Source organism: Streptomyces sp. NPDC045778 (assembly GCF_056431945.1).
Window position 1 is genome coordinate 1 of sequence record NZ_JBWKJZ010000011.1, and the last position, 25,409, is coordinate 25,409.

Genomic DNA, 25,409 nt, shown 5'->3' on the forward strand with positions numbered 1-25,409 from the left:
CCACCCCCCGCCTCACATCAATCTTCCCCCCCCCCCTCCGCCCCCTCCCCTCCCCCCCCCCCCCCCCCCCCCCCCCCCCCCCCCCAACCCCCTCCCCCCCGCTGTGGTGTGCGCGGGTCGCGCCCGCCGGGCCGCGTCAGACCGCTTCGGGCCGTGTCAGGCCGCGGCTTCCTTCACATTTCCGAGCGCGCGGTCCACCGCGATCTCGATGACCACCCGGGCCGGGTTCTCCCGCGGGTTCCTGCCGTACCGCTCGGCGTACCTGCGCTCCGCGTCCGCCACCCGTACGGGGTCCGCCGAGACCGTCGCGAGGCCTTCGAGCGTGGCCCAGCGGCGGCCCTCCACCTGGCAGACCGCGACGCGCGCGCCCGCCGCGGCCCGCACGTGCGCCACCTTGCGGCTGGTCCCGCTCGCGATCACCCGGGCGACGCGTTCCTCGGGGTCGTACGTCACACCGACGGGTACCACGTGCGGAGTGCCGTCGCGGCGGAGCGTGGTCAGGGTGCAGACGTGGCGTTCCCGCCAGAAGCTGAGGTAGGGCGCGGGCAGGGCGCCGAGGTCGATGGCCATGGGCGGAAGGTAGCCCGGCCGGGCTTCCGGCACCCGCCTTGAGTGGAATAGACTCAACTTTGTGTACGTTAGGTGAGTCAGTAGCCGGAGCGAGAAGGAGGAGCGGACCCCTGTGGACGCCGAGCTGACGAACAGGAGCCGGGACGCGATCAACGCGGCGACGAGCCGGGCCGTGTCCGAAGGCCATCCGGACCTGACCCCCGCGCATCTGCTGCTGGCGCTGCTCGAGGGCCAGGAGAACGAGAACATCACCGACCTGCTCGCCGCCGTCGACGCCGACCAGGCCGCCGTGCGCGCCGCCACCGAGCGGCTGCTCGCCGCGCTGCCGAGCGTCACCGGGTCCACGGTGGCCCCGCCGCAGCCGAACCGCGACCTGCTCGCCGTGATCGCGGACGCGGGCCGGCGGGCGAAGGACCTCGGCGACGACTATCTGTCCACCGAGCACCTGCTCATCGCCCTCGCCGCCAAGGGCGGCCCCGCGGGCGACGTACTGACCGAGAACGGCGCGACGGACAAGAAGCTGCTCGCCGCCTTCTCGGAGAGCCGTGGAGGGCGCCGCGTGACCACCCCCGACCCCGAGGGCCAGTACAAGGCCCTGGAGAAGTTCGGCACGGACTTCACCGCGGCCGCCCGCGAGGGCCGCCTCGACCCGGTGATCGGCCGGGACCAGGAGATCCGGCGGGTCGTGCAGGTGCTCAGCCGCCGCACGAAGAACAACCCGGTGCTCATCGGCGAGCCCGGCGTCGGCAAGACCGCCGTCGTCGAGGGCCTCGCCCAGCGCATCGTCAAGGGCGACGTGCCCGAGTCCCTGAAGGACAAGCGGCTCGTCTCGCTCGACCTCGGCGCCATGGTCGCGGGCGCGAAGTACCGCGGCGAGTTCGAGGAGCGCCTGAAGACCGTGCTCTCCGAGATCAAGGAGAGCGACGGGCAGATCATCACGTTCATCGACGAGCTGCACACCGTCGTCGGCGCGGGCGCGGGCGGCGACTCCGCCATGGACGCGGGCAACATGCTCAAGCCCATGCTCGCGCGCGGCGAACTGCGCATGGTGGGCGCCACCACGCTCGACGAGTACCGCGAGCGGATCGAGAAGGACCCGGCCCTGGAGCGGCGCTTCCAGCAGGTGCTCGTCGCCGAGCCCTCCGTCGAGGACTCCATCGCGATCCTGCGCGGGCTCAAGGGGCGCTACGAGGCCCACCACAAGGTGCAGATCGCGGACAGCGCCCTGGTCGCCGCCGCCACGCTCTCCGACCGGTACATCACCTCGCGGTTCCTGCCCGACAAGGCCATCGACCTCGTCGACGAGTCGGCCTCGCGCCTGCGCATGGAGATCGACTCCTCGCCCGTCGAGATCGACGAACTCCAGCGCGCCGTGGACCGCCTTCGCATGGAGGAGCTGGCCCTCACCAAGGAGACCGACCCGGCCTCCCGGCAGCGCCTGGAGAAGCTGCGCCGCGACCTCGCCGACAAGGAGGAGGAGCTGCGCGGGCTCACCGCCCGCTGGGAGAAGGAGAAGCAGTCCCTCAACCGCGTCGGCGAGCTGAAGGAGCGGCTCGACGAGCTGCGCGGCCAGGCCGAGCGGGCCCAGCGCGACGGCGACTTCGACACCGCGAGCAAGCTGCTCTACGGCGAGATCCCCGCCCTGGAGCGGGATCTGGAGGCCGCGTCCGAGGCCGAGGAGGAGGCCGCCAAGGCCGGCACGAAGGCCGACACCATGGTCAAGGAGGAGGTCGGGCCCGACGACATCGCCGACGTCGTGGCGGCCTGGACCGGCATCCCCGCCGGGCGCCTCCTCGAAGGCGAGACGCAGAAGCTGCTGCGCATGGAGGACGAGCTGGGCAAGCGCCTCATCGGCCAGTCCGAGGCGGTACGGGCCGTCTCCGACGCCGTGCGGCGCACCCGCGCGGGGATCGCCGACCCCGACCGCCCCACCGGCTCCTTCCTCTTCCTCGGCCCCACCGGCGTCGGCAAGACCGAGCTGGCCAAGGCGCTCGCCGACTTCCTCTTCGACGACGAGCGGGCCATGGTCCGCATCGACATGAGCGAGTACGGCGAGAAGCACAGCGTGGCCCGCCTCGTCGGCGCTCCCCCCGGCTACGTCGGGTACGAGGAGGGCGGCCAGCTCACCGAGGCCGTGCGCCGGCGCCCGTACTCCGTCGTGCTGCTCGACGAGGTCGAGAAGGCGCACCCGGAGGTCTTCGACGTGCTGCTCCAGGTGCTCGACGACGGCCGGCTCACGGACGGCCAGGGCCGCACGGTGGACTTCCGCAGCACCATCCTGATCCTGACGTCGAACCTGGGGAGCCAGTTCCTCGTCGAGCCCCTGACCAGCGAGCACGAGAAGAAGGAGCAGGTACTCGAAGTCGTACGGGCCTCCTTCAAGCCGGAGTTCCTGAACCGGCTCGACGACCTGGTGGTGTTCTCCGCGCTCCACAAGGACGAGCTGGCGCGGATCGCCGAACTCCAGCTCTCCCGGCTCGCGGGGCGGCTCGCCGACCGCAGGCTCACGCTCGACATCACGCCCGAGGCGCTGGCCTGGCTCGCGGACAAGGGCAACGACCCGGCGTACGGCGCCCGGCCGCTGCGCCGCCTGATCCAGACGGCGATCGGCGACCGGCTCGCCAAGGAGATCCTCGCGGGCGAGGTCACGGACGGCGACACCGTGCGCGTGGACGTCTTCGGGGACGACCTGATCGTCGGCCCCGCGACCGGCGCGGTGCCCGGAAAGTCCCTGTAGGTGCCCGGCGGGGCGCCGTAACCGGTCACATCCCGGGGCGGGGGTTGCGGGCCCCCGCCCGCCATGGGGGAGGATGGCTCAATCCGTACGAAGTACGAAGGGAAATAACGGTGAGCATCGACCCGTCCTCGATTCCGAATTTCGGGGGCCAGCCCGAACCGCAGCAGGGCGCAGGACCGGCGGGCCCCGTCGTCCCTGACCAGGACCTCGTCAAGCAGCTCCTGGAGCAGATGGAACTCAAGTACGTCGTCGACGACGAGGGTGACCTCGCGGCGCCGTGGGAGGAGTTCCGTACGTACTTCATGTTCCGCGGCGAGGACGACCAGCAGGTCTTCTCGGTCAGGACCTTCTACGACAGGCCGCACGGCATCGAGGAGAAGCCGCAGATCCTGGAGTCCATCGACGACTGGAACCGCCGCACGCTCTGGCCCAAGGTCTACACGCACACGCACGACGACGGCACCGTCCGTCTCATCGGCGAGGCGCAGATGCTGATCGGCACGGGTGTCTCCCTGGAGCACTTCGTGTCGTCGACGGTCAGCTGGGTGCGGGCCGCGATCGAATTCGACCGCTGGCTCGTGGAGCAGCTGGGCCTGGAGAAGGACGCCGACGCGGCGGACGACGCCGAGCCCGGCGACGAGCAGGCCTGACCGCGCCGGTTCCGCACAGCGCGCACAGCACTACAACGGCATGCGGGCCGTCGTCACCAGATACGTCCCGTACGCGAGCGAGAGCCCGGCCAGGGCGCCGACCACCAGGGCGGCATGCCTCGGCCGGGCTCTCGCCGTACGCACCAGGGCGCACGCGAGCGGGAGCAGCAGCGGGAAGGCGGGCAGCAGGAAGCGGGGCTTGGACTCGAAGAACCCGGAGCCGCCGACCGTGATCAGCAGCAGGACCCCGCTGTAGACGAGCAGCGGCAGCGGGGCGCGGTCGCAGAGCAGCAGCCCGTACAGGAGCAGCGCGACCGCGACGATCACCAACGTCATGGCGAAGACGAGCTTGTCGCCGTCCAGGAGCAGATGCCGGACGAACGCGAACGAGCCCTGGCCGAAGTCGAAGCGGGAGCCCCAGGCGCGCTGCACCGCGAAGTACCCGCCGAGCACATCGCCCTTGCGGACGCCCACCCACAGCACATAGGCGCCCCAGCCCACGGGGGCGAGCGCCGCGCCCGTCCACAGCCTGGGGGAAACGCGGCCCCGGCGCCGGACGATCTCGTACGCCGCGGTCGCGAGGACGGCCGCGGCCACCGCGAAGCCGTTCGGCCGGGCCAGGCCCGCGAGGGCGGCGAGGGCGCCCGCCGCGATCCAGTGGCCGGTCAGCAGCGCGTACAGGGAGCCCGCCGCGAGGGCCGTCAGGACCGGCTCGGTGTATCCCATGGTGAGGATCACGGAGTGCGGGAGCAGCCCCCACAGCAGGACGAGGACCGTGGCCGTGCGGTGGTCGTGAAGCCGGGCGGCGATCTTGTAGATGCCGATCGCGGCCGCGCCCGCGCCGAGCCAGGAGACGAGCAGGCCCGCGGCGCCGTAGCTGAGCGGCGTGACGCTCCCCACCGCGCGGATCAGGGCCGGGTAGAGCGGGAAGAACGCGAGGTCGCTCTGGGCGACGCCGGCTTCGAAGTACAGGGTGTGGCCGTAGCCGCGGGCGGCGATGCCGGTGTACCAGCGGGAGTCCCATGAGCGGCCGAGGAGACGGAAGAAGTCCTGGTCGGAGGCGTTCGTGGCGAGCGCGAGGGCGAGCAGGCCGGTGAGGCGGGCGGCCGCGAAGGCGCCCAGTGCGTGGACCGCCGTGGCCGCGCGGCGGCCCGGCCCGGCGGGCTCGCACTCCGTACGGGGGGTGCGTGTGACGGGGGCGGGAACGGTGGGGCTGGGGTGGGTCACACCCGGAACCTTGCGGTCCCTGTGGGGCGGGCGCGAGTCAGGCGGGGCCGTGTGGGTGGGGTTTCGCCCCGGCGCGGGTCGAAGGCGGCCCGGGCGCGCCCGTCACCAGGACTTCAGCCGGGCGACCGCCTCCTCCAGGACCGCGGTCCGCTTGCAGAAGGCGAAGCGGACGAAGGGGGCGCCCTGGTCGCGGTGGTCGTAGAAGACCGCGTTCGGGACGGCGACGACGCCCGCGCGCTCGGGCAGGGCGCGGCAGAAGGCGATGCCGTCGCTCTCGCCGAGGGGGCGGATGTCGGTGGTGACGAAGTACGTGCCCGCCGGGCGGTAGACGTCGAAGCCGGCCGCCGCGAGGCCGGAGGCCAGCAGGTCGCGCTTGGCGCGCAGGTCCTCAAGGACCGAGGTGAAGTACGCGTCGGGCAGCGCGAGCGCCTCCGCGACCGCGTACTGGAACGGGCCCGACGCCACGAACGTGAGGAACTGCTTCGCCGACCGCACCGCCGTGACAAGCTCCGGCGGGGCCGTGACCCAGCCGACCTTCCAGCCCGTGAACGAGAACGTCTTGCCCGCCGAGCCGATCGTCACCGTGCGCTCGCGCATGCCGGGGAAGGAGGCGAGCGGGGTGTGGCCGCCCTCGTCGAAGACCAGGTGCTCGTACACCTCGTCGGTGACGACGAGCAGATCGCGCTCCACGGCGAGCCGCGCGATCTCGGCCAGCTCGGCGCGGGTGAGGACGGTGCCGGTCGGGTTGTGCGGGGTGTTGAGCAGGAGCAGCCGGGTGCGCGGGGTGACGGCGTCCCGCAGCTCGTCCAGGTCGAGGCTGAAGCGCCCGTCCCCGGGGCGCAGCGTCACCGGCACCCGGGTGCCGCCCGCGAGGGCGATCGAGGCGGCGTAGGAGTCGTAGTACGGCTCCAGGGCGATCACCTCGTCGCCCGGCTCGACCAGGGCGAGCAGCGAGGCGGCGATGGCCTCGGTGGCGCCCGCGGTGACGAGGACCTCGCGGTCGGGGTCGAAGGCCAGGCCGTAGCGGCGCTCCTGGTGGGCGGCGATCGCGGTGCGCAGCTCGGGGACGCCGGGGCCCGGCGGGTACTGGTTGCCGCGGCCCTCGCGCAGGGCGCGCACCGCGGCCTCCCGGACCTCGTCGGGGCCGTCCGTGTCGGGGAAGCCCTGGCCCAGGTTGATCGCCCCGGTCCGGGCCGCGAGCGCGGACATCTCGGCGAAGATCGTCGTACCGAACTCCGCGAGGCGGCGGTTGAGCAGCGGGCGGTCGTTCCTGGAGGCACCGGGAGATGACGTCATGGCCGTCATCCTCCGCCGAACCTCTGGACTTCCTCAACTCTGCTTTGACCGCGCTCGGCCGGGGGCATCCCCTTGTCACGCAACGACGCGGGACCATATCCGCACGGCGGCGCCGGTTCGGGGGAACGGCCCGGGGCCGCTTCGGGGGAAAGGAAGTGAGGGATGGGGTGGATGGTTGTGGCCTTGTTCTTCATCGGCTGGTTCGTAGTGATCGGGCTGCTCGTGCACGTCAGCAGGAACGGCCGCAGGCGCGTCACATCGGGGGGCCGCAGTTGGTGGGCGGGGTCCGGCTCCAGTAGCGGAACCTCGACCTTCGACGGCGGCGGGGCGTCCTGTGGCGGAGGCTCTTCCTGCGGTGGCGGCTCGTCCTGCGGCGGCGGTTCGTCCTGCGGTGGCGGGGGCGGAGGTTGCGGCGGCGGAGGCAGCTGACACGGGGCAGCTGGTCCACCGGGCGAAGCGCCCGACGGGAGGCAACTCCCGTCGGGCGCTTCGTCGTTGAAGCGGCGATGGGCGTCCATACGATGCCATTTCCGGACCGAGTGCTTTCCATGAAACGTGAACAGATGAACTGTTCGGCCCTCTAGGGGATGGAAACCCTACGAAGTTGGGTAAAAGCGCTGTGGCAGTGTCGCAGTTCATGATTCCCTCTTAACCGTCACACCGCCCTCGGACGCCTCTGCTCGGCAGGCAGCGGGACGTCTCCGTGGGCACGCGCCGGCATCCCCCTCCGCCCGGTGTCCGACCGGGCGCGCCGGCCCCCCCACCTCCATTGCGTGTTAGCGGAGCCGACCCATGCTCACGACCCTGAAGACTGTCTACACCGACACGCGCGCCGGGGACCTGGCCTGGGCCCTCGGCCGCGAGCCGCTACCCGCTCTGGCCACTCTCGACCTCGAACTGACCGGCGCGACCCTTCAGTTGCGACTTCTCGGGGCCTCCCACCAAGTGCTGCTCGAAGACGACGAAGGCAGCTGCTCCGAGACCGTCGCCTGCATCCCCGGCAGCAGCACGCCGCTGCCGCTCGGCGTCTCCAAGCGGGTCGGCGAGTGGGAGTACGAGTTCGCGGCCCGCGTGGAAACGCTGTCACGGGGTCAGTTCGCGGGCCGCGCCCAGGAATTGCTCGCCCTCGTCGCCGAGCACCCGCACGGGCTCGCCGGGGTCTTCCCCGGCATCCCGCACGCGTTCACGGCGCTGCTCGCGCAGCGGCACGAGGGCTCGGTGATGTGGCGCACCTGGCACGCGTATCCGCAGGACGGGCAGCTGGTGGCGACCCGCACCCGGGTCGGCGTGCGGACGCCCGTGGCGCTGTGAGCGGACCCGTGCGAGGGCTCCTTGAACGGAGGTTCACACATTCTCGCCGCCACCTCCACCCTTGTGGGGGACTTGGTGTGAGCGGACGGTGACGTAGCGTTCCCAGCGTGATCGAGCCGCGCCAGCGTCTGCCCGTCACGCCCAGGACAGGCCGCTTCCTCGTCCTCGCGGGCGTGTTCATCTGCGCCGCCTGCGGACTCGTGTACGAACTGGAACTCGTCGCCCTCGCCTCGTACTTGATCGGGGACTCCGTCACCCAGGCCTCCGTCGTGCTGTCCGTCATGGTCTTCGCGATGGGTGTCGGCTCGCTGCTCGCCAAGCGCCTGCGCTGCCGGGCCGCCGCCGGTTTCGGGCTCGTCGAGGCGGCCCTCGCGCTCGTCGGCGGGTGCAGCGCCATGGTCCTGTACGCGGCGTTCGCGTGGGCGGGCGACCGGGGCGAGATGTGGGCCAGCGGGTCCCGGTCCCTCTTCGTGGTGTTCTCCCTGGCCATCGGCGTCCTCATCGGCGCCGAGGTGCCCCTGCTCATGGTGCTCATCCAGCGCGTGCGGCGGCAGGACGCGGGCGGTGCCGTCGCCGACCTGTTCGCCGCGGACTACGTGGGCGCCCTGGTCGGCGGCCTCGCCTTCCCCTTCCTGCTCCTTCCCTGGTTCGGGCAGCTCACCGGGGCCCTGCTCACGGGCGCCGTGAACGTCCTCGCGGGCGGCGCGCTCGTCCTCGGCCTGTTCGGACGCGATCTGAGCCGGCGCGGCCGCTGGCTGCTGCTCGTGGTCAACGGCCTCGTGCTGGCCGTCCTCGCCTCCGCCGCCGTCCTGGTCGACGACTTCGAGCGGGCCGCGCGCCGCGCCGTGTACGGCTCCGGGATCCGCGTCGCCGTCCAGAGCGACGTCCAGGAGGTCGTCCTCACCGGCCGTGACCGGGAGTCCCTGCACCTCTTCCTCGACGGCAGGCTGCGCGTCAGCGGCCGTGACGAGCGGCGCTACCACGAGGCCCTCGTCCAGCCCGCCCTGCGCGGCGGGCCCCACGGGCGCGTGCTCGTCCTCGGCGGCGGCGACGGGCTCGCCGCCCGCGAGGTCCTGCGGCACGCCGGGGTGCGCCGCGTCGACATCGTCGAACTCGACCCGGCCGTCGTCGACCTGGCCCGCCACGACCCGGCCCTGAGCGAACTCAACGGCCACGTCTACCGCGACCCGCGCGTGCGCGTCACGCACGCCGACGCCTTCCGCTGGCTGCGCGGCCCGCACCGGCGCGTGTACGACGTCGTCGTCGCCGACCTGCCCGACCCCGGCATCACCGCGAGCACCCAGCTGTACTCGCAGGAGTTCTACGGCCTCGTCTCCCGCGTCCTCACCGACGACGGCCGCTTCGCCGTGCACGCCGGGCCCGCCGCGACCCGGCCCCGCGCCTACTGGACCGTCGACGCCACGCTGCGCGCCGCCGGGTACTGGACCGAGCCCTACCGCCTCACCGGCCGTCGCGGCGCGCAGGCCGCCGGGCCCGACCGCACCGCAGACCCCGGCGACGCGCCCCGCGACTGGGGCTTCGTGCTCGCCTCGCGCGCCGAGCCCGTGCTCGGCGCGGCCCGCGGCTCCGCCGTGCTGCGCGCCGGGTCCCGCGCCGCCGAGCGGCTGCGGCCGCCCGACTGGCGCACCATCGAGCCGTCCACCCTGGTGCATCCGCGCTACGCCGACTGACGGCCCGCCGAGGGCCCGCGCCGCGACGGGCGGGCCGAAGTGGCGTACACCACGGCGGCGGCGTCGGTAGGCTCGACTGTCATGGAGCATGAGGTGTTCGTACCGGTTCCGGAAGAGCCGCTCCGCGAGGCACTGGCCGACCCCGAGCGGGTCGCCCGCGCGGTGCCCGGCTTGCAGCGGGACGCCGACCCCGGGCCTGACGCGCCGCCCGTCACCGGGCGGCTCAAGGTGCGCGTCGGCGGCCACACGATCACCTACCGCGGCGGCCTGCGGGTCGCCGCGCGCGGCGACGGCGGATACGCGGTGACCGGCGAGGCCCACGAGGCCCGCGGCAGCGGCGCCGTAACGTTCTCCCTCGTGCTGCGCCTGGCCGCCGCCGCGGAGGGGGGCACGCAGGTGACCTTCAGCGGGACCGCGTCCGCGGACGGGCGGGTCGCCGAGGCCGTGAAGAGTTCTCCACAGGCTGTGGAGGGGGCGCTGCGCCGGCTCCTCGCGCGGTTCGCGGAAGGCCTCGCGGCCCCCGGCCCGGCCGCCGACGCCGCCGACGACGAGCCGTCGGCGCCCACCGGGGTCTCCCGCGTCTACGAGGCGGAGGTGCCGGCGCCGTCGCTCGACCCGCTCGCCGAAGCCGAGGCCGACGCCGTCGCGGCGGTCGGGCCCGAGGCCGCGCACGCGCGGCGGACGATGATCGGGCGCAGCGCGGAGGAGGTCGACCACGCGCCGCCCCGGGGCCGGTACGCGCCCGTCCCCGCGCCCGAGACGCTCGGCGGCGGAGCCACCCTGCGGTGGGCCGCGCCCGCCGCCGCCGTCCTCGTCGCCTCGGCGATCGTGGTGACCCGGGCCTTGCGCAAGCGCCGCTGAGGCCTGGCCCCGCGGGTGGGCCCGGGGCGCCCCGCGAGGCGCGCGGCTAGGGTCGGAGCGTGAGTAGCGAAGAGATCACTTTGGCCGCGGGCGACGCGGAAGTTTCGGTGCTGCCGGGGCACGGGGCCCGGCTCGGCAGCCTCAAGGTGGGCGGCGTCGAGCTGCTGCGGCAGGGGGAACGGTACGGCTGCTTCCCGATGGTGCCGTGGTGCGGCCGGGTCAGGGAGGGCCGCTTCCTGAGCGGCGGCCACCCGCACCAGCTGCCGCTCAACTCCCCGCCCCACGCCATCCACGGCACCGGCCGGGACACCGCGTGGAGGACCGCGCGGGCCGGCGGCCGCGAAGCCGTGTTCACCTACGACCTCGCCGACCCGTGGCCCTACCCCGGCCGGGTCACGCAGATCGTCGAGCTGACGGAGGACGCCCTTACGCTGCGGATGTCCGTGGAGACGTACGACGACTCCTTCCCGGCGCAGGCGGGCTGGCACCCGTGGTTCAACCGGCGCCTCACCGACGGCGGCGAGGACGTCCGGATCGCCTTCGACGCGGCCTGGCAGGAGCAGCGCGGCGAGGACCACCTGCCCACCGGCGAGCGCGTCGACCCGCGCCCCGGCCCCTGGGACGACTGCTTCGGCATGCCGGACGGCGTCGACGTCACCCTGACCTGGCCCGGCGAGCTGGAGCTGAACGTGGCCAGCCGCGAGGAGTGGGTCGTCGTGTACGACGAGCAGGAGGCCGCCGTGTGCGTGGAGCCGCAGACAGGCCCGCCCAACGGCCTGAACACCCTGCCGCGCCTGGTCACCCCGCTGGAGCCGCTGGAGACCTCGACCACCTGGACCTGGCGGCGGCTCTGAAGCCCCGGCCGCGCCCTTAAGCTCGTAGCCATGACGAACGACGTACGCGGCGACCTGCTGCGGCAGATCAAGGACAAGGCCGTCGTGCACGGCAAGGTGACCCTCTCCTCGGGCCTGGAGGCCGACTACTACGTCGACCTGCGCCGCATCACCCTGGACGGGGAGGCCGCCCCGCTCGTCGGGCAGGTGCTGCTCGACCTCACGAGCGAGCTGGAGTTCGACGCCGTGGGCGGCCTGACGATGGGGGCCGACCCGGTCGCCGCGTCGATGCTGCACGCGGCCGCCGCGCGCGGCAGGCGCCTGGACGCCTTCGTGGTGCGCAAGGCCGCCAAGGCGCACGGCTTGCAGCGGCGCGTCGAGGGCCCGGACATCAAGGGGCGGCGCGTCCTCGTCGTCGAGGACACCTCCACCACCGGCGGCTCCCCGCTGACCGCCGTGGAGGCCGTGCGCGAGGCCGGCGCCGAGGTCGTGGGCGTGGCCACGATCGTGGACCGGGCCACCGGCGCCGACGTGAAGATCACCGAGGGCGCGGGGGTGCCGTACCTCTTCGCGTACTCGAAGGACGAGCTAGGTCTCGACTGAGGACGTCCCGCGCGTCTGGAAGGATGGGGGCGACGACACCGCCGTCGCCGCCCCCGGGTTCCCAGGCACGCCAGGGTTCCCTAGACACCCAGGTCAGGGCCAAGCAGCACAGCAGCACTCACCCCGCACATCACAAGGAGCGGACACATGCCCATCGCAACCCCCGAGGTCTACAACGAGATGCTCGACCGGGCGAAGGCAGGCAAGTTCGCCTACCCGGCCATCAACGTGACCTCGTCCCAGACCCTGCACGCCGCCCTGCGTGGCTTCGCGGAGGCGGAGAGCGACGGCATCATCCAGATTTCCACCGGTGGCGCTGAGTTCCTGGGCGGTCAGCACAGCAAGGACATGGTGACGGGCGCGGTCGCCCTCGCCGAGTTCGCGCACATCGTCGCCAAGAAGTACGACGTCACGGTCGCGCTGCACACCGACCACTGCCCGAAGGACAAGCTGGACACGTACGTCCGGCCGCTCATCGACATCTCCGCCGAGCGCGTCAAGGCCGGCCGGAACCCGCTGTTCCAGTCCCATATGTGGGACGGCTCCGCCGAGACCCTCGCGGACAACCTGGCCATCGGCCAGGAGCTGCTCGCCAAGGCCGCCGCCGCGAAGATCATCCTTGAGGTCGAGATCACCCCGACCGGCGGCGAGGAGGACGGCGTCAGCCACGAGATCAACGACGAGCTGTACACCACCGTCGACGACGCGCTGCGCACCGCCGAGGCGCTCGGCCTGGGCGAGAAGGGCCGCTACCTGCTCGCCGCCTCCTTCGGCAACGTCCACGGGGTGTACAAGCCGGGCAACGTCGTGCTCCGCCCCGAGCTGCTCAAGGACCTCCAGGACGGCGTCGGCTCCAAGTACGGCAAGTCGTCCCCCTTCGACTTCGTGTTCCACGGCGGCTCCGGCTCCACCGCGGAGGAGATCGCCACCGCCCTGGAGAACGGCGTCGTGAAGATGAACCTCGACACCGACACCCAGTACGCCTTCACGCGTCCCGTCGCGGACCACATGCTCAAGAACTACGACGGCGTCCTGAAGGTCGACGGCGAGGTCGGCTCGAAGAAGACCTACGACCCGCGCACCTGGGGCAAGCTGGCCGAGGCCTCCATGGCCAAGCGCGTGACCGAGGCGTGCGGCGCGCTGCGCTCCACGGGCACGAAGCTCAAGTAGTCATCCGTCCGACGGGCCCGGCACTCCTCGTGGGTGCCGGGCCCGTCGGCGTACCCGGAGGGAGGACCGACCGTGGCGTACGACTTCGACACCCCCGTGGACCGGTACGGCACCTGGTGCGTGCAGTGGGACGGCGTGAAGGACCGGTTCCCGGTCCCCGGCCTGCTGCCCTTCACCATCTCCGACATGGACTTCCGGTGCGCGCCCGAAGTCCTCGACGCGCTCCAACGGCGCGTCGCCCACGGGGTGTTCGGCTACACGGACTGGCGCAACGACGACTTCCGCGGCGCGGTGCGGGACTGGTTCAAGGACCGCTACGACACCGGCATCGACCCCGCATCGCTCGTCTACGCCCCCTCCGTGCTCAGCCAGATATCCCAGCTCCTGCGCATGTGGACGGAGCCGGGCGAGGGCGTGGTCGTGCACACCCCGACGTACGACGGCTTCCGCAAGGCGGTGACGGGCCTCGGCCGCGAGCTGCGCGGGGTGCCTCTGGAGGACCCCGGATTCGCCGCCCTGGAAGCGGCGTTGGCGCGCCCCGACAGCCGCGTCCTCATCCTGTGCTCCCCGCACAACCCCACCGGCAAGGTGTGGAGCGACGCCGAGCTGACCGCGCTCGCCGAGCTGTGCGCGCGGCACGGCGTGGCCGTCATCAGTGACGAGATCCACGCCGATCTCACGCACGAGGGGCACGTCCACCGGCCCTGGACCCGCTACGGCCGGGGCCGCTGGGCCCTCGTCACCTCCGCGACGAAGGCCTTCAACTTCCCCGCGCTGAGCGGCAGTTACGGCATCATCGGCGACCCCGGCGACCATGCCGCCTTCGTCCGGCGCATGGACACGGGCGAGGGTCTCGCCTCGCCCGCGGTGCTCTCGCTGACCGCGCACATCGCCGCGTACCGCGAGGGCGGCGCCTGGCTGGACGCCGTCCGCGCCTACGCCCACGAGAACCTGCGTCTGGTGGCCACCACCCTGAACGAGGCCTTCCCTGCCCTGGACTGGCGCCCTCCGCACGCGGGTTACCTGGCGTGGATCGACCTCGGGCCCGTCCTGGGCGAGACCCGCGACGAGGCCCTCCAGCACCGCCTGGTGCACCACGAGCGGGTCGCGGTGATGCCGGGCGCCACTTACGGCGCCCCGGGCTTCGTGCGGCTGAACGTGGGGTGCCCGCGGGAGAAGGCGGCCGCGGGGGTGCGAGCCCTGGTGCGTGCGGTGCGCGCGGTGGCTCCGGGCGGCTAGGGGGCGCTGCGGTCTGCGGGCCCGTCGGGGGCGTGGGTGATCAGGTCCCCCGGCTGGCACCGCAGGACCTCGCAGATCCTCGACAGGGTCGAGAAGCGGATGGCCTTGGCCCGCCCGTTCTTGAGCACGGACAGGTTGACGACGGTGATGCCCACCCGCGCGGACAGCTCGGTGAGCGTCATGTCGCGCTCGGCGAGGATCCGGTCCAGGTGGATCCGGATGGCGTGCGGTTCCTCATCGGGCATCAGATGGTCCCTTCGAGGTCCTCTCGCATGCGCACGCCCTCGCGCATGATCTTCCCCATGATCACTGCGGCCAGGCCACCCAGGACGGGCATCAGCGACCCGGACAGCGTCGGCCCGGACCCCACGATCGGCGCCATGCTCCCGACCAGCCAGGAGTGCGACCACCCGGCGACGAGGCCGGCCAGGAGTGTACCCGCGGCGACGAACCAGCCCAGCACGGAGAGCCGGCGCGCGACCGTCGCGGTGAACGGCCCGAGCCGCACCACGGCGTCCAGGAGCCGGGAGAACAGCAGCAGCGCGAGGGTGCCGAACAGCAGCCAGGGCAGCTGCCCGCCGAGGTCGGCGGCGCGCTGGCCCACGGAGGGGCTGTCCTGGCACAGGCGCGCGGCGCTGCTGGAGGCCTGGACGCCCTGGCCGACCGGCAGGTCGTCCGCCAGTGACGCGTTCTGCCAGAAGTCCGTCCGCACGCAGACGGCTCCGTCGTCGAGCATGTGGGTGACGCCCGTGCCGAGGAAGGCGAGGCCGCAGAGCACCGCCAGTGTCAGGGTGACCGAGGCCAGGCCCCTGGTGAGTCGCGTGTTCATCGCCTGCTCCCTATCGATTTTCGATATGCGTGAGGGTAGCCGGGCATATCGATTTTCGACAAGTGCGAGAGGGGAGTCAGGCCGGGGCCGGGCAGAGGGAGGCGCCAGGGCCGGCGCCGGGGCTGTGGGCCGGGTTCAGAACGCCAGTTGGGCGATTTCCTCCGCGACGACCGCGCACGCGTCCGCCGCCGGGTCGATCAGCGGGAAGTGGCCGACGTCCTCCAGGAGGGTCAGGCCGACGACCTCGCCCGCCTTCGCTGCCGCGTCGGCGTAGGCCTCGGCGACCGCCTGGGGCACGACGACGTCGGTGCGGCCCTGCACGACGGTCGTGGCGATGCCGGTGGGCAGCAGCGCGGCCGGGTCGGCGTGGGCCAGGCGCTCCTCGAAGCGGGCCCGGGCCTCCTCCGTGGCGGGGCCGTCGGCGTCCAGGAGCTGGCGTACGGCCCCCGAGCAGACGCCGAGGTCGGCCGCGACGCGGAAGTCCGCGATGGGGGCGAGCGCGACGACGCCGCGCAGCGGCGCGGGCCGGTCCGTGCGCCACGGCGAGCCCTCCGGCAGGACGTGCCGGGCCGCCGCCCACAGGGCGAGGTGACCGCCCGCCGAGTGGCCCGTCAGGACGGTGCGCCGCGGGTCGGCGGCGGGCAGCGCGCGGCGGGCGAGCGCGGGCAGCGCGTCCAGGGCGGCGGCCACGTCGTCGAAGGTCTCCGGCCAGCGCCCGGCCACGGGCCCGGCGGGCCCGCCCTGCGCGGGGATCGGCCCGGACGGCGAACGGCCCCTGCGGTACTCGACGTTGGCGACGGCGAAGCCGCGCCGGGCCAGGAAGTCCGCGAACGGCGTGATGTGCAGGCGGTCGTAGGGGGCCCGCCAGGCCCCGCCGTGCAGGACGACGACGAGCGGCGCCGGGCCCTCGCCGCCGCCGCGCGGCGCGTAGAAGTCCACGAGCTGGTCCGGGTGCGGCCCGTAGGCGGCGGTGGCGTCCGGGGCCACCGCGGGGTGCGCGAAGGCCGACCGCTCCTCGGCGGCGTCACGCGCCTCGGCGTCGTCGTCCGGCATGCGGTGACCTCCCAACTCGGCGGACTGCGGGACTCGGCGGACTGCGGGACTCGGCGGACTGCGGGACTCGGCGGACTGCGAGACTCGGCGGACTACGAGACCGCCGGGCGCCCAGAACAACTCACCGGCGCCCGGCGGGCGTTCGTACGGGGTCCGGTCATGCGCCCGAGTGGGCCATGATCCGGATTCGCCGGACGTTATCAGGTCGCCCGGCCGCCCCCGGGGCCGAGTTCCCCACAACCGCCGAGGATGTCCCCGAGCACCCGCGCCGCCCGCTCCGCGTCCGCGAACGACACGTACAGCGGGGTGAAGCCGAAGCGCAGCACGTCCGGCGCGCGGAAGTCGCCGACCACGCCCGCCGCGACGAGCTTCGGCATGACCTCCCGGGCGTCCGGGCAGCGCAGCGCGATCTGGCTGCCGCGCTCCGCGTGCGCGGCCGGGGTGACGGACTCGGCCCGGTCCGCGGGCACGTACGCCTCGACGCACTCCAGGAAGAAGTCCGTGAGCGCGAGGGACTTGGCCCGCACGTCGTCCAGCGAGACGCCGTCCCAGACGTCGAGGGCCGCATCGAGGGCGAGCAGCGACAGGATGTCCGGCGTGCCGACGCGGCCGCGCACCACGCCGGGCGCGGGCTCGTAGTCGGGCCGCATGCCGAAGGGGTCGGTGTGCGAGTTCCAGCCCGGCAGCGGCGAGTCGAAGCGGGCCTGGAGGTCACGGCGTACGTAGAGGTACGCGGGCGAGCCCGGGCCGCCGTTCAGGTACTTGTACGTGCAGCCGACCGCGAGGTCCACGCCGTGCTCGTCCAGGGCGACGGGCAGCGCGCCCGCCGTGTGGCACAGGTCCCACACCACGTACGCGCCCGCCGCGTGCACGGCCGCCGTGAGCCCCGCCATGTCGTGCAGGCGGCCCGACTGGTAGTCGGCGTGGTTGAGCAGCACCGCCGTCGTGCGCGGGCCGAGCAGGTCCGGCACGTCGGCCGGGGCGGCCGGGACCAGGCGGCAACCGGTGAGGCGGGCGGCGGACTCGGCGACGTACCCGTCCGTCGGGAAAGTGGTGGCGTCGACGACGACCTCGTCGCGCGCGGCATCGTCGGCCTGCGCCATGCGCACCGCGGCGACGACCGCCTTGAACACGTTCACGCTCGTCGAGTCGGAGACGACCACCTGGCCAGGGGCGGCGCCGACGAGCGGGGCGATCCGCTCCCCGACCCGCTCGGGCGCGGTCCACCAGCCGCTCTCCTCCCAGGAGCGGATGCGCAGGCCGCCCCACTCGCGCGTGACGACGTCGGCGACCCGGCCCGCCACGTGCGCGGGCAGGGCGCCCAGGGAGTTCCCGTCCAGATACGTGGTGTCGTCGAGGACGAACTCCTCGCGCTTGGCGGCGAGCCGGTCCGCGGCGTCGAGGGCGGCGGCCCGCGCGCGCAGGTCTGCTCCCCTCGGCTCAGACATGGCTGCGCGCCGTCCACAGCTCGGGGAACACGTTCTTCGTGGCGCGCTTCTCCAGCCAGGCCACGCCCGCGGAGCCGCCGGTGCCGGTCTTGGAGCCCATGGACCTGCGGGTGGCCACCAGGTGGTCGTTGCGCCAGCGCCACACCAGCTCGGCGACGTCGGTCAGGGCCTCGCCGAGGCGGGCCACGTCACCGCTCTCGTCACCGGAGTAGATCTCGGTCCACACGGCCTCGACGCGCGGCGACGGCTCGTACTTGGCGGCCACGTCGCGCTCCAGGACCTCGGCCGGGACGTCGTACCCGCGGTGCGCGAGCAGCCGGAGGACCTCGTCGTACAGGCTCGGCTCCTGGAGGGCCTTCTCCAGCTCCGCGTACACGCGCGGCGTGCCCCGGTGCGGGACCAGCATGGACGCGGACTTCTCGCCGAGCAGGAACTCCATGCGCCGGTACATCGCCGACTGGAAGCCGGAGCCCTCGCCGAGCGAGCCGCGGTAGGAGTTGAACTGGGCGGGGGTGAGCTGGCCGAGCGGCTTCCAGGACGCGTTCAGGGCCTCCAGCTCGCGCACGGACCGCTTCAGGGCGGCCACCGCGGTCGGCACGTCGTCGTCGCGCAGGGCGCGCGCCGCGGTCTCCCACTCGTGCACGATGACCGTGAACCACAGCTCCATCACCTGGGTCGTGACCAGGAAGACCATCTCGCCCGGGTCGTCGGAGCGCAGGTGCTGGAGGTGGGTGAGGACGTCCGCCTTCACGTAGTCCTCGTACGGGGTGCTGCCTGCGAAGTCGAGGTTGGGGCTGTCGGGACTCTGGTCGGGCGTCTCGCCGTGCGTCTGCTGTGTCTCGTTCATCTCGTGAGTCTCGTCTGCCGTGATCGCCTCGTGGGACATCGCTGTCTCCTAGATGCGTGATCCGGGTAGCGGTCCGCCCCTGCCGGTACCGGCACGGGGGCCCCGGTCCCCACCCGCATCCTCCGCAACATCCCAGGAAACGGCAAGACCTGCCTGGTCACGACGGGTGGCCCAGGCAGGTCTCGGCGGCCGGACTCAGCCGAGGGTGTCCGCGGCCGTCGCCGAGGAGTCCCGCAGGAACGCCGAGCAGCGCTCGTACTCCTCCTCCTCGCCGATCGACTGCGCGGCGCGGGCCAGGCCGTGCAGGGCCCGCAGGAAGCCGCGGTTCGGCTCGTGCTCCCACGGCACCGGGCCGTGGCCCTTCCAGCCGGCCCGGCGCAGGGCGTCGAGGCCCCGGTGGTAGCCGGTGCGGGCGTACGCGTACGACTCGACGACGCGGCCCGCCTCGAACGCCTCGTCGGCGAGGCGTGCCCAGGCGAGCGAGGACGTCGGGTACTTGGCGGCGACGTCGGCTGCCGCCGTGCCGCCCGCGAGCAGCTCCCGGGGCTCCGGGTCGTCGGGCAGATGGGTCGGGGGCGGTCCCCCGAGCAGGTTCTCGTGAATGGCCATGGGCTCCAGTCTGCTCCATGGCACCCCCCACGGGTGCGCCCCGGGGGCCGCGTAGTACTTGCGACGGACCCCCGCGAACCCGTCCCAGAGGGGACGTCCCGGCCGGTGCGGCCCCCGTACCGTCTTGGACGTGACCGAGAAGACGCGCAGCCCAGAGTTCCACCTCGCGCAGAACGCCCTCCAGGGCCTGCGCGACGATCTGTTCCAGGACGTGTTCGCGTACCGGCCGCTGCCGCCGCTGCGCCGGGACGCCGCGCGGCTGCCGGGCCGTGCGGGGCGGGCCGCGGCGTGGCTGCCGCACGGCGTGGTGCTCGGGCTCGCGGCGCTCACCCTGTTCGTCGCGTACGCGGGCGGCTTCGGCGGCTGGGACACCAGCGGGGAGTTCGGGTGGGCCCTGACCGGGTTCCTGCCCGCGGGCGCGGTGGTCCTCACCCTTGCGCGGCCCGTGCTCGCCTGGTGGTGCTCCCTGGGGATGACCCCGATGATGCTGGTCCTGAGCGGCGGCGGCTGGGCGCCGTGGCCGCCGGGCTCGGTCCTCGGGCACACGGCGGTGATGGCGGTGGTCGCGGCGCGGACCCGGCCGCGCACGGCGGCGTGGATGTGGGTGCTCACCGCCCTGTACTCGATGTTCGCCGAGGCGTCCGTCGGCTGGAACTCCAACACGGTGCAGATGCTGACCTTCAGCGGTGTCACCGTCGCCCTCGTGACCCTGGTGTCGGCCAACCGGGACGCCCGCCGCGAGGTCGTCGCCGAGCGCACCGTGACCGCCGTCGAGCGGGACCGGCGCACGCTCCTGGAGGAGCGCACGAACATCGCCCGCGAGCTGCACGACGTCGTGGCCCACCACATGTCGGTCGTCGCCATCCAGGCGGAGGCGGCCCCCTACCGCGTGGAGAACGCGCCGCCCGAGCTGACGCAGGCCTTCGCGACGATTCGCGAGAACGCGGTGATCGCGCTGACCGAGCTGCGCCGCGTCCTCGGCGTCGTACGCGCGGAGGACTACGAGGCCCCCGACGCCCCGCAGCCGACGCTCGCCGACCTGGACCGGCTGATCGGCCACGTCCGGGAGACGGGGCTCTCCGTGGAGAAGGCCGTGACGGGGGCCGTGCGCGAACTGCCGCAGGGCGTCGAGCTGTCGGCGTACCGGATCGTGCAGGAGGCGCTCAGCAACAGCCTGCGGCACGCCCCCGGCGCGCCGGCCCGGGTGGAGATCGGGTACGTCATCGGCGGGCTCGGCCTGCGGATCGTGAACGGGCCCGCGACCGGGCTCGTGAAGCCGCCCGCCCGTCACCCGGCCACCGCCCCTCAACGAGAGCTTCGCCCGCCCCTTTCGCTGGGCGCCGGGCACGGCATCACCGGGATGCGGGAGCGGGTCGGCATGCTGGACGGGGAGATGACGGCCGGGCCGACGGCCGACGGCGGGTACGAGGTGACGGTCTTCCTGCCGGTGCCGGTGGCGGCCGCGGAGGAGGCCGCGTGACCGGGGAGCCGACCGGGCAGCAGGCAGGGCGGCCGACCGGGCGGCCCGCCGGGGAATCCGTGCGTGTCCTGATCGCGGACGACCAGATGATGGTCCGCGAGGGCTTCTCCGTGCTGCTCAACGCGATGCCCGGCATCGAGGTCGTCGGCGAGGCGGTGAACGGCCGCGAGGCCGTGGAGCGGGTGCGCGAACTCGCCCCCGACGTCGTACTTATGGACATCCGCATGCCCGAGATGAACGGCATCGAGGCCACGCGCGAGATCGTCGCCGCCGACGGCACCGCCACCAAGGTCCTCGTCCTGACCACCTTCGACCTCGACGAGTACGTCTATCAGGCGCTCCGCGCGGGCGCGTCGGGATTCCTGCTCAAGGACGCCTCGGCGCGGCAGCTCGCGGACGGCGTACGGATCGTGGCCGCCGGGGAGGCGCTGCTCGCGCCGAGCGTGACGCGCCGCCTGATCACGGAGTTCTCCCGGCTCTCGGACCAGCCGGGGCTCGCCGGGGCCGCGCGGGCGCAGGCCCAGTACGGGGAGCTGACCGAGCGCGAGACGGAGGTGCTCGTGCTCATCGCGCAGGGCCTCTCCAACGCGGAGATCGCCACGCGGCTCGTCGTCGCGGAGTCCACCATCAAGACGCACGTCAGCCGGGTCCTGGTGAAGCTGGGGCTGCGGGACCGCACGCAGGCCGCCGTCTTCGCGTACGAGGCGAGGCTGGTCACCCCGGGGTGAGCGCGGCTAGCGTCCGTGCATGGCTGAACCCGCCGACGTCGCCGAGGTGTTCGCGCCCTCGTCGCGCGCCTTCCTCGACGACCCCTACCCCGCCTACGCCGACCTGCGCGCCCGGGGCCGGGTGCACTACTACGGGCCGAGCGACCAGTACCTGATCCCGCGGCACGCGGACGTCGCCGCGCTCCTGCGCGACCGGCGGCTCGGCCGCACGTACCTGCACCGGTTCGGCCACGAGGAGTTCGGGCGCGCGGCGCCCCCGGCCGCGCACGAGCCGTTCCACGTCCTCAACGACCACGGCATGCTCGACCTGGAGGCGCCCGCGCACACCCGCGTCCGCCGCCTGGTCGCGAAGGCGTTCACGCGCCGGACGGTGGACCGGCTCCGCCCCTACGTCGACAGCCTCGCCGACGACCTGGTGCGCGGCCTCGTCGCGGACGGCGGCGGCGACCTGCTCGCGCGGGTCGCGGAGCCGCTGCCCGTCGCCGTGATCGCCGAGATGCTCGGCGTCCCCGAGGGGGACCGGGGGCCGCTGCGGCCGTGGTCGGCGGACATCTGCGGGATGTACGAGCTGAACCCGGGCGAGGAGACCGCCGCCCGCGCCGTGCGGGCATCCCTGGAGTTCTCCGCGTACCTGCGGGAGCTGATCGCCAGACGGCGGGCACGGCCCGGCGACGACCTGCTCACCGACCTCATCGCCGCCCACGAGGAGGGCGACCGGCTCAGCGAGCAGGAGCTGATCTCCACCTGCGTGCTGCTCCTGAACGCCGGGCACGAGGCGACCGTCAACGCCACCGTGAACGGCTGGTACACGCTGTTCCGCCACCCCGGGCAGCTGGCCGCCCTGCGCGCGGAGCCGGAGCGGCTGCTCCCCACGGCCGTCGAGGAGCTGCTGCGCCACGACACCCCGCTCCAGCTCTTCGAGCGCTGGGTGCTCGACGACATCGAGGTCGGCGGCACGGTCATCCCCCGGGGCAGCGAGGTGGCGCTGCTCTTCGGCTCGGCGAACCGGGACGGGACCGTCTTCCGCGACCCGGACTCCCTGGACCTCGCCCGCCCCCGCGAGGCGAACCCGCACATCTCCTTCAGCGCGGGCATCCACTACTGCATCGGGGCACCCCTCGCGCGCCTGGAGCTGGCCGCCTCGCTGCGGGCCCTGCTGCGCCGCGCGCCGGGCCTTCGGCTCGCCGCGGAGCCGCGACGGAGGCCGAATTTCGTGATCCGCGGTCTGGAAGGGCTGCTCGTGGCCCTCTAGCGGGGCGGGTCCGCCGGGAGGGTCAGGCCCCAGGCCTGGGGGCGGGCGGTCCAGGTGCGGGTGCGGACGGGCCCGGCCGTCGTCCCGTCCGCGCGGTAGCGGAAGTCGGGGCCCGACACCGTCACGGAGCGGGCCCGCGCCCCCACGGGAGCCATCCCGGCCCCGACGGACGACGGCCGCACCTCCACCCGGGCGAGGCCGCCGCTGCCGGGGGCCACGGAGACACCCTCGACGGGCTGGTCGAGGTCGACGAGGGTCACCCCGTCGGCCTCCACCCGCAGCCGCGAGGGCCCGGCCCGGCCCACCGCGGGCCGGGAGCCGAGGGTGCGGACGAGGGACTGGCAGGTGCGCAGCCAGGCGTGGCCGTGCCGCTCGGCGCCGGACGCGTCGGTGAGCCCCGCGCCGAGGGAGGGGATACGCACGTCCCCGAGCACGACCTCGTCCCGGTCGTCGACGAGCAGGTCGAGCCGCCGGGGCACCCCGTCGAGCACGGTGCGCGCCGCGGCGACCGCCCCGGCCGGCACGCCGAGGGCACGGGCGAGCCGCACCCCGGTGGCGCCGCCCGCGACGGGCACCACCGCAAGCTCGGTCGCGCCGAGCGCCCGCTGCCGGTACAGGACGGCGACGGCCCGGCGCAGGGCCGCGTCGTCACCCACCACGACCGGCCGCCGCGTCCCCCGCCTGGCCAGGGCACGGGCGAATTCCTCGGGGCCTTCGGGCAGACAGAGCTTGAGCGCCGCGCCCGCGCCAAGCACGTCCTTGGCGATGCGTACGGACTCGCCGTCCGTGCGCCGGGCGACCGGGTCGATGATCACGATGAGGTCATCGCGCTGGCCGCGAGCCGACACGTGCGCCCTTTCTTTAGTCCTCGGGTAGCATCTTTGTGCAAGAGCCCCTTGCGCTATTGCGCCAGGGGCTTCGTCTATTCCGGGGCGACCAAGGCACACCCACATCGGCGGCGACGGCTACAGACCGTGGCCCCTGACCTTGGACATGCCCCGCCCGGAAGGGGTGTACGCCTGTGCCCGCACTCGTGCTGCTCGGTGCTCAGTGGGGTGACGAAGGCAAGGGAAAGGCCACCGACCTGCTCGGTGGATCCGTGGACTATGTAGTGCGCTACCAGGGCGGCAACAACGCCGGCCACACGGTCGTCGTAGGCGACCAGAAGTACGCGCTGCACCTCCTCCCTTCCGGAATCCTCTCCCCGGACTGCGTACCGGTCATCGGCAACGGCGTCGTCGTCGACCCGTCGGTCCTGCTCTCCGAGCTGAGCGGTCTGAACGAGCGAGGCGTCGACACGTCGAAGCTGCTGATCAGCGGAAACGCGCACATCATCACGCCGTACAACGTGACCGTGGACAAGGTCGGCGAGCGCTTCCTCGGCAAGCGGAAGATCGGCACGACCGGCCGCGGCATCGGCCCGACCTACGCCGACAAGATCAACCGCACCGGCATCCGCGTCCAGGACCTCTACGACGAGTCGATCCTGAAGCAGAAGGTCGAAGCGGCCCTCGAGCAGAAGAACCAGCTGCTCACCAAGGTGTTCAACCGTCGCGCCATCGAGGCCGAGCAAATCGTCGAGCAGCTCCTTGAGCACGGCGAGAACATCAAGCAGTACGTGGCCGACACCACGCTGATCCTCAACAACGCGCTCGACGACGACAAGGTCGTCCTGTTCGAGGGCGGCCAGGGCACGCTCCTGGACGTCGACCACGGCACGTACCCCTTCGTCACCTCGTCGAACCCGACCGCGGGCGGCGCCTGCACGGGCACCGGCGTCGGCCCGACGAAGATCAGCCGCGTCATCGGCATCCTGAAGGCGTACACCACGCGCGTCGGCGCGGGCCCCTTCCCGACGGAGCTGTTCGACAAGGACGGCGAGGCGCTGCGCGAGATCGGCGGCGAGCGCGGTGTCACCACCGGCCGCGACCGCCGCTGCGGCTGGTTCGACGCCCCGATCGCCCGCTACGCGACCCGCGTGAACGGTCTGACGGACTTCTTCCTCACCAAGCTCGACGTCCTCACCGGCTGGGAGCAGATCCCGGTCTGCGTGGCGTACGAGATCGACGGCAAGCGCGTCGAGGAGCTGCCCTACAGCCAGACGGACTTCCACCACGCGAAGCCCGTCTACGAGACGCTGCCCGGCTGGTCCGAGGACATCACCAAGGCCAAGACCTTCGCCGACCTGCCGAAGAACGCGCAGGCCTACGTGAAGGCCCTTGAGGAGATGTCCGGCGCCCCGATCTCCGCGATCGGCGTGGGCCCGGGCCGTGACGAGACGATCGAGATCAACTCGTTCATCTAGGCCTCGTTCATCTAGGCCTCGTTCATCTAGGCCTCGTTTATTCAGGCATTCAGGACACCTAGGACAGGACCAGTCCTGATCACAGGAGGGGCGCCCGGACGGGTGCCCCTCTTCTGGTTCCTCGGCGTTGAGGAGGCCGACGCCGAGGGCGGTGGGCCTGCGCGGTGCCGAGTGGCGGTGCCGTGTCGTGGCTCCGGGCTGTACGGGGGTGATCAGCCCGGCCGCGCGCAGCCGGGGCGCTCGGCGATGAGGGTGAGTACGGCGGCCCGGGTACGGCCCAGGAGCGCCGCCGGTGCCGCGCCGCCGGTGCCGCGCCGCCAGTGCCGCGTCGGCCGTGCACGAGGCTGACAGCGGCGGCGGGACGAGTAGCAGCCCACGGCCGCCGAGGTACAGGTCGTCGTCGCGGCCGGACAGCGTAGTGACCTCTAGGACCGGCCCGCCAACTCCTCCGCACTAACCGCACTAACCGTACTCCCTGTACTCCCTGCACTCCCCCTACTCCCCGCACTATCCGTACTCCCCTTACTCCCCTTACTCCCCGCACTATCCGTACTCCCCGTACTCCCCGTGCGTGACGGGAAGAAGCAGGCCCGTCCCGCACGGTGCCCTGATTGCGTTTCCGGCGCGTACATGGGTTGGCGCAGCTCGTCCGGCAGATAGGTGGTGCGCT

The 25,409-nt window shown here is 73.1% G+C and carries 23 protein-coding genes; 13 read left to right on the forward strand and 10 right to left on the reverse strand.

The annotated features are described in order from the left end of the window. Positions 1–156: 156 nt before the first annotated feature. On the reverse strand, positions 157–570 hold the full coding sequence (locus AC07GB_RS15920) for a pyridoxamine 5'-phosphate oxidase family protein (protein ID WP_478845679.1): 414 nt from the start codon (positions 568–570) through the stop codon (positions 157–159). Positions 571–682: 112 nt separating this feature from the next. Between AC07GB_RS15920 and clpB the strand changes: the two genes are divergently transcribed. After that, a complete protein-coding gene (gene clpB, locus AC07GB_RS15925) occupies positions 683–3,307 on the forward strand; it encodes an ATP-dependent chaperone ClpB (protein ID WP_478845681.1) in 2,625 nt (874 codons plus the stop codon). A gap of 110 nt (positions 3,308–3,417) precedes the next feature. Beyond that, a complete protein-coding gene (locus tag AC07GB_RS15930; RefSeq protein WP_478845682.1) occupies positions 3,418–3,957 on the forward strand; it encodes a type III secretion system chaperone family protein in 540 nt (179 codons plus the stop codon). Between the two features lie 30 nt (positions 3,958–3,987). On the opposite strand, the gene AC07GB_RS15935 is transcribed toward AC07GB_RS15930, so the two are convergent. Both AC07GB_RS15935 and AC07GB_RS15940 read right to left on the reverse strand, forming a co-directional pair. Beyond that, complete coding sequence (locus AC07GB_RS15935) at positions 3,988–5,184, reverse strand: hypothetical protein (RefSeq protein ID WP_478845684.1); 1,197 nt, start codon at positions 5,182–5,184, stop codon at positions 3,988–3,990. A 102-nt stretch (positions 5,185–5,286) separates the two neighbouring features. Then, positions 5,287–6,489: a pyridoxal phosphate-dependent aminotransferase gene (locus AC07GB_RS15940; RefSeq protein WP_478845686.1), complete on the reverse strand. Its 1,203-nt coding sequence runs from the start codon at positions 6,487–6,489 to the stop codon at positions 5,287–5,289. Positions 6,490–7,272: 783 nt separating this feature from the next. Between AC07GB_RS15940 and AC07GB_RS15945 the strand changes: the two genes are divergently transcribed. From AC07GB_RS15945 to AC07GB_RS15975, 7 genes are all read left to right on the forward strand, one after another. Continuing rightward, a complete protein-coding gene (locus tag AC07GB_RS15945) occupies positions 7,273–7,791 on the forward strand; it encodes a DUF2617 family protein (protein WP_478845688.1) in 519 nt (172 codons plus the stop codon). Positions 7,792–7,898: 107 nt separating this feature from the next. Continuing rightward, complete coding sequence (locus tag AC07GB_RS15950; RefSeq protein WP_478845690.1) at positions 7,899–9,482, forward strand: polyamine aminopropyltransferase; 1,584 nt, start codon at positions 7,899–7,901, stop codon at positions 9,480–9,482. A gap of 81 nt (positions 9,483–9,563) precedes the next feature. Beyond that, the gene (locus tag AC07GB_RS15955; RefSeq protein ID WP_478845692.1) at positions 9,564–10,343 is read left to right on the forward strand and encodes an SRPBCC domain-containing protein; all 780 of its coding nucleotides are present in this window, start codon (positions 9,564–9,566) and stop codon (positions 10,341–10,343) included. Positions 10,344–10,402: 59 nt separating this feature from the next. Further along, the gene (locus tag AC07GB_RS15960) at positions 10,403–11,197 is read left to right on the forward strand and encodes an aldose epimerase family protein (protein ID WP_478845694.1); all 795 of its coding nucleotides are present in this window, start codon (positions 10,403–10,405) and stop codon (positions 11,195–11,197) included. A 30-nt stretch (positions 11,198–11,227) separates the two neighbouring features. Further along, positions 11,228–11,779: an orotate phosphoribosyltransferase gene (gene pyrE, locus AC07GB_RS15965; protein ID WP_030682693.1), complete on the forward strand. Its 552-nt coding sequence runs from the start codon at positions 11,228–11,230 to the stop codon at positions 11,777–11,779. Positions 11,780–11,926: 147 nt separating this feature from the next. Beyond that, positions 11,927–12,949 carry a class II fructose-bisphosphate aldolase gene (gene fbaA / locus AC07GB_RS15970; RefSeq protein WP_478845696.1) on the forward strand — a complete coding sequence of 341 codons (1,023 nt, stop codon included), beginning with the start codon at positions 11,927–11,929 and terminating at the stop codon, positions 12,947–12,949. A gap of 72 nt (positions 12,950–13,021) precedes the next feature. Then, positions 13,022–14,188: a MalY/PatB family protein gene (locus AC07GB_RS15975; protein WP_478845698.1), complete on the forward strand. Its 1,167-nt coding sequence runs from the start codon at positions 13,022–13,024 to the stop codon at positions 14,186–14,188. Here the strand turns inward: AC07GB_RS15975 and AC07GB_RS15980 are convergent. From AC07GB_RS15980 to AC07GB_RS16005, 6 genes are all read right to left on the reverse strand, one after another. Then, positions 14,185–14,433 (reverse strand): helix-turn-helix domain-containing protein, encoded by a 249-nt coding sequence (locus AC07GB_RS15980; RefSeq protein ID WP_478845700.1) that lies wholly within the window; start codon positions 14,431–14,433, stop codon positions 14,185–14,187. The genes AC07GB_RS15975 and AC07GB_RS15980 overlap by 4 nt on opposite strands. After that, positions 14,433–15,017, reverse strand: a complete 585-nt coding sequence (locus tag AC07GB_RS15985) for a DUF2975 domain-containing protein (RefSeq protein WP_478845702.1) — start codon at positions 15,015–15,017, stop codon at positions 14,433–14,435. Before AC07GB_RS15985 ends, AC07GB_RS15980 begins: the two co-directional genes overlap by 1 nt. Positions 15,018–15,152: 135 nt before the next feature. Continuing rightward, positions 15,153–16,070, reverse strand: a complete 918-nt coding sequence (locus tag AC07GB_RS15990; RefSeq protein ID WP_478845704.1) for an alpha/beta hydrolase fold domain-containing protein — start codon at positions 16,068–16,070, stop codon at positions 15,153–15,155. Between the two features lie 200 nt (positions 16,071–16,270). Then, positions 16,271–17,518, reverse strand: a complete 1,248-nt coding sequence (gene kynU / locus AC07GB_RS15995) for a kynureninase (protein ID WP_478845706.1) — start codon at positions 17,516–17,518, stop codon at positions 16,271–16,273. Continuing rightward, the gene (locus AC07GB_RS16000) at positions 17,511–18,365 is read right to left on the reverse strand and encodes a tryptophan 2,3-dioxygenase family protein (protein ID WP_478845708.1); all 855 of its coding nucleotides are present in this window, start codon (positions 18,363–18,365) and stop codon (positions 17,511–17,513) included. Before AC07GB_RS16000 ends, kynU begins: the two co-directional genes overlap by 8 nt. Positions 18,366–18,560: 195 nt before the next feature. Next, positions 18,561–18,974: a DUF3151 domain-containing protein gene (locus AC07GB_RS16005; protein ID WP_478845710.1), complete on the reverse strand. Its 414-nt coding sequence runs from the start codon at positions 18,972–18,974 to the stop codon at positions 18,561–18,563. Positions 18,975–19,104: 130 nt separating this feature from the next. On the opposite strand from AC07GB_RS16005, the gene AC07GB_RS16010 reads away from it, so the two are divergent. From AC07GB_RS16010 to AC07GB_RS16020, 3 genes are read left to right on the forward strand one after another with little or no spacing between them, the layout of a single operon-like run. Then, a complete protein-coding gene (locus AC07GB_RS16010) occupies positions 19,105–20,454 on the forward strand; it encodes a sensor histidine kinase (protein ID WP_478845712.1) in 1,350 nt (449 codons plus the stop codon). Continuing rightward, positions 20,451–21,182 carry a response regulator gene (locus AC07GB_RS16015; protein WP_478845714.1) on the forward strand — a complete coding sequence of 244 codons (732 nt, stop codon included), beginning with the start codon at positions 20,451–20,453 and terminating at the stop codon, positions 21,180–21,182. The genes AC07GB_RS16010 and AC07GB_RS16015 overlap by 4 nt, the downstream gene beginning before the upstream one ends. Before the next feature lie 19 nt (positions 21,183–21,201). Further along, positions 21,202–22,434 (forward strand): cytochrome P450, encoded by a 1,233-nt coding sequence (locus AC07GB_RS16020; RefSeq protein WP_478845716.1) that lies wholly within the window; start codon positions 21,202–21,204, stop codon positions 22,432–22,434. On the opposite strand, the gene AC07GB_RS16025 is transcribed toward AC07GB_RS16020, so the two are convergent. Further along, the gene (locus AC07GB_RS16025) at positions 22,431–23,282 is read right to left on the reverse strand and encodes a diacylglycerol kinase family protein (protein ID WP_478845718.1); all 852 of its coding nucleotides are present in this window, start codon (positions 23,280–23,282) and stop codon (positions 22,431–22,433) included. The two genes, AC07GB_RS16020 and AC07GB_RS16025, sit on opposite strands and share 4 nt — an antisense overlap. A gap of 173 nt (positions 23,283–23,455) precedes the next feature. On the opposite strand from AC07GB_RS16025, the gene AC07GB_RS16030 reads away from it, so the two are divergent. Next, positions 23,456–24,739 (forward strand): adenylosuccinate synthase, encoded by a 1,284-nt coding sequence (locus AC07GB_RS16030; protein ID WP_478845720.1) that lies wholly within the window; start codon positions 23,456–23,458, stop codon positions 24,737–24,739. Positions 24,740–25,409 lie beyond the last annotated feature (670 nt).